The organism is Amycolatopsis echigonensis, assembly GCF_014174495.1.
GTDB classification, from domain to species: Bacteria; Actinomycetota; Actinomycetes; order Mycobacteriales; family Pseudonocardiaceae; genus Amycolatopsis; species Amycolatopsis echigonensis.
The window spans coordinates 1-2,891 of sequence record NZ_JACJHR010000195.1 but is presented as its reverse complement, the minus strand read 5'-3'; the positions used below and the strand labels follow the sequence as shown (position 1 = coordinate 2,891).

At 68.1% G+C, this 2,891-nt stretch carries 5 protein-coding genes; 3 read left to right on the top strand and 2 right to left on the bottom strand.

The window, feature by feature from the left end:
• Window positions 1-817 (bottom strand): catechol 1,2-dioxygenase (catA, locus tag H5411_RS46100; protein ID WP_183127975.1); only part of this gene is annotated, 817 nt, incomplete at its 3' end.
• 16 nt (window positions 818-833) lie between these two features.
• The gene (locus tag H5411_RS46095; RefSeq protein ID WP_202946350.1) at window positions 834-1,382 is read right to left on the bottom strand and encodes an alpha/beta fold hydrolase; all 549 of its coding nucleotides are present in this window, start codon (window positions 1,380-1,382) and stop codon (window positions 834-836) included.
• Window positions 1,383-1,529: 147 nt separating this feature from the next.
• On the opposite strand from H5411_RS46095, the gene H5411_RS46090 reads away from it, so the two are divergent.
• Genes H5411_RS46090 through H5411_RS46080 form a run of 3 tightly spaced genes read left to right on the top strand, consistent with a single transcriptional unit; the run spans window position 1,530 to window position 2,769 of the window.
• Window positions 1,530-1,703 (top strand): hypothetical protein, encoded by a 174-nt coding sequence (locus tag H5411_RS46090; RefSeq protein ID WP_183127973.1) that lies wholly within the window; start codon window positions 1,530-1,532, stop codon window positions 1,701-1,703.
• A gap of 5 nt (window positions 1,704-1,708) precedes the next feature.
• Window positions 1,709-2,197 carry a hypothetical protein gene (locus tag H5411_RS46085; protein WP_183127972.1) on the top strand — a complete coding sequence of 163 codons (489 nt, stop codon included), beginning with the start codon at window positions 1,709-1,711 and terminating at the stop codon, window positions 2,195-2,197.
• Window positions 2,194-2,769, top strand: a complete 576-nt coding sequence (locus H5411_RS46080; RefSeq protein WP_183127971.1) for a phosphotransferase — start codon at window positions 2,194-2,196, stop codon at window positions 2,767-2,769. Before H5411_RS46085 ends, H5411_RS46080 begins: the two co-directional genes overlap by 4 nt.
• The last annotated feature ends 122 nt before the right edge of the window (window positions 2,770-2,891 follow it).

The following is a 2,891-nucleotide window of genomic DNA, read 5'->3' as shown; positions in this document are numbered from 1 at the left end:
GCAGCACCCCGTCGGCGTCCGGCTGCGGGTCCAACACCAGTTCCGGCTTCGTGGCCTGCGCAATATCGCTGTCGAGCCATTGACCACCACGGAAGTACAGCTGCGTGGTGACCGTCCGATGTCCGGGCGCGCGCACCATGAGGTGCAGGTGTGCCGGGCGCCAGGCGTGCCAGCCCGCGGCGGCGATCAGCTTCCCGGTCGGCCCGTCCTTCGGGATCTCGTAGGGCGCCGGCTGAACCGTGGTGATCTCGAACCTGCCATCGCCGTCCGCGACAACGACACCACGCAGGTTCCCGTCCGGGATCGTGGACGCGAACCCCGAATAGTAGCCGTCCGCGTCGGCCTGCCAGATGTCCAGCTCGGCCCCGGGGATCGGGGTGCCTTCGAGAGTGCGTACCTGACCGGAGAAGACCAGCGGGGTGCCCTTTTCCTCCTGCCGCATGGGCAGCGTGGCCTTCGCCGGCAGCATCACCTGATCTGGCAGGTAGTACGGGCCTTCGATGCTTCCCTTGGTGCCATGGTGGTCTTGGCTCGCCACGTCCTCGACCACATGCTCCACGAACACATCGAGGAACAGCGGCCATTCCTTGCTTTCACCGACATCGATGAGCCACTGCTTGACCGCCTGGTACTCGGGGTAGGTCATGTTGTGCGCACGGATCGCATCGTGGATGCGACCGAGCACGTCCCTGGCGAACGTGTCGATCCGCTCCCGGTCGGTGTCCGCGGTTCCGTGCCGCGCCAGGCTCTTGCGGAACGCCTCGGTTGCCGAGCTGCCGGACTCCACCGCGGTCGGGGTGTGTATTTCGGTAGTCATGGCGACTCTCCTTTTCTCAGCCCAGAAACTCGTCCACCGCGGCCGCGGTGCGCTCGAACTGCTCCACCTGCGGGATATGCCCGCTGTCGGAGATGATGGCGACCTTGCTGTCGGCGATGAGGCCGGCGAAGTCCTCGGCGTAGCTGGCCGAAACGAGCGCGTCGTCCTCGCCCCACACGATCAGGGTGCTCGCGGTGACCCGGTGCAGCCGGTTGCGCAGCCCGCGGTCGGGGATCGGCCAGGCGAACTTGCCGGTGCAACCCAGCGCCCAGACCATGCCGGCGGTGGCCGCGCGGGCGGCCTCCTCGTCATCGGGCAGTGTCAGCATCGCCCGCGCCGCCGGGCTCGACGGGTCCTTGAACAGCAGGGCCGGCAGCTGATCCGGCGGGGTCGCGACCCAGTTGGCGACCGGGGCTTCCTCGCGCCACAGGCCGATCGGGTCGAGCAGCACCAGCTTTTCCGGCAGCCCGGGGAAGAACGAGGCCAGCTCGGCGGCCAGCATGCCACCGAACGACTGCCCGACCACAACGGGCCGGTTCAGCCCGAGCCGGCGCACCAGCTCCACCAAAAGACCTGGTCAGAGGCACTGAGGTCATCAAGGTCCAAGATCGCTTCCCCGGTTTATCCCCGGTTTTGGATCGGACAGGTTATCTGGACCCTCGTAGGTGTCCAGGGCGAGCGAACCGCTGAGGCGGTCGGCAATCTCGCCTCGGTGGTGGCGCACACCGCGTTCGACCGCTGCGACCACGAGACCGCCGACGAATACTTCAAGCTGGCCCTGGACTGTGCGGACAAGGCCCCATCGTGGGAACTCCGCGCCAACACCCTGGCGGAAGTGGCCCGCAAGGAAATCTGCCTTAATAAAGAGGACACGCACTTACCCTGATCGAATTGGCTCTCGTCCGTTCCGACCGGCTGACCGCGACCGCCCGGGCCATGCTCTACGCCGTCCGGGCCGGCCTGCTCGCCCGGGCCGGACGCCACTCCGAAGCGCTCGACGAGACTGCCCAACCCGATGCCTGCTTCGCCGAGCACGCTGGCAGCACCGGGAAGGCCCTCATCCCGCTCGCCCTCACCACCGCCGACCCCAGCTCCAGCATGGAACGGCTCGCTACCGCCGTCCGTTCCCACACCGAGACCTACCCCCCATCGCGCGTCTTCTCCCAGATCCGGCTGTCCCGGCTCCTATTCGCTACCGGCCACCCCGCCGAAGCCCTCGCTCCTGGCATCGCCGCAGTCGATAACGCCGCGACGATCCAGTCCATGCGCGTCGCCACCGAACTGGCTGGACTGTCCCGCACTGCCCAACTGCACCACAACGACGACACCAGGCCACTCCGCCACGCAGTCGCCTCGATCACTATCGAGGCGACTGCGTGAACGTTCTCGACCACACCCGCGCCGCTGCCGCAACAGCAGGCATCGACGCCACCGACATGACATTGCTCCGCGACGGGTCGAATGCCGTCGTCCGCCTGCCCCACCACGTCGTCGCCCGCGTCGGCGCACCCGGGACCAGCGACAACGCCGCCCGCCAAGTCCAGGTCGCCAGATGGCTCGCCGAGTACGGCATCACCGTCGTCATGCCCCTGGCCGCGCCGCCGCACCCGACCCTCGTCGGCGACCGGCCGGTGACCTGGTGGACCGAACTGCCCGAACACCGCCACTCCAGCCCCGCCGAACTCGGTGCCGCGCTCCAGGCGCTGCACCGGCTGCGGCAGCCGAACCAGCCCGTACTGCCGCCCTACGATGCGTTCGCTGGCATCGACGAACGCATCACCAACGCACACCACCTCGACCCCGCGGACCGGCACTGGCTCGCCGACCGGCTCGCCCAACTCCACCGCGCAGTCGAGCATTCAACCTCCACCGCACCGCCCGCGTCCTGCACGACGACGCCTGGCAAGGAAACCTCGTCGTGCCGCTCGCCGGGGGCGACCCCATCCTTCTAGACCTCGACCACGTGTCACTCGGTCACCCTCCATGGGACCTCGCACCGCTGGCCGCCGACTACACCGACTTCGCCCGCATCACCGATGCGGACTACCGCTTGCCTTCCTCCTACTTGGCACAT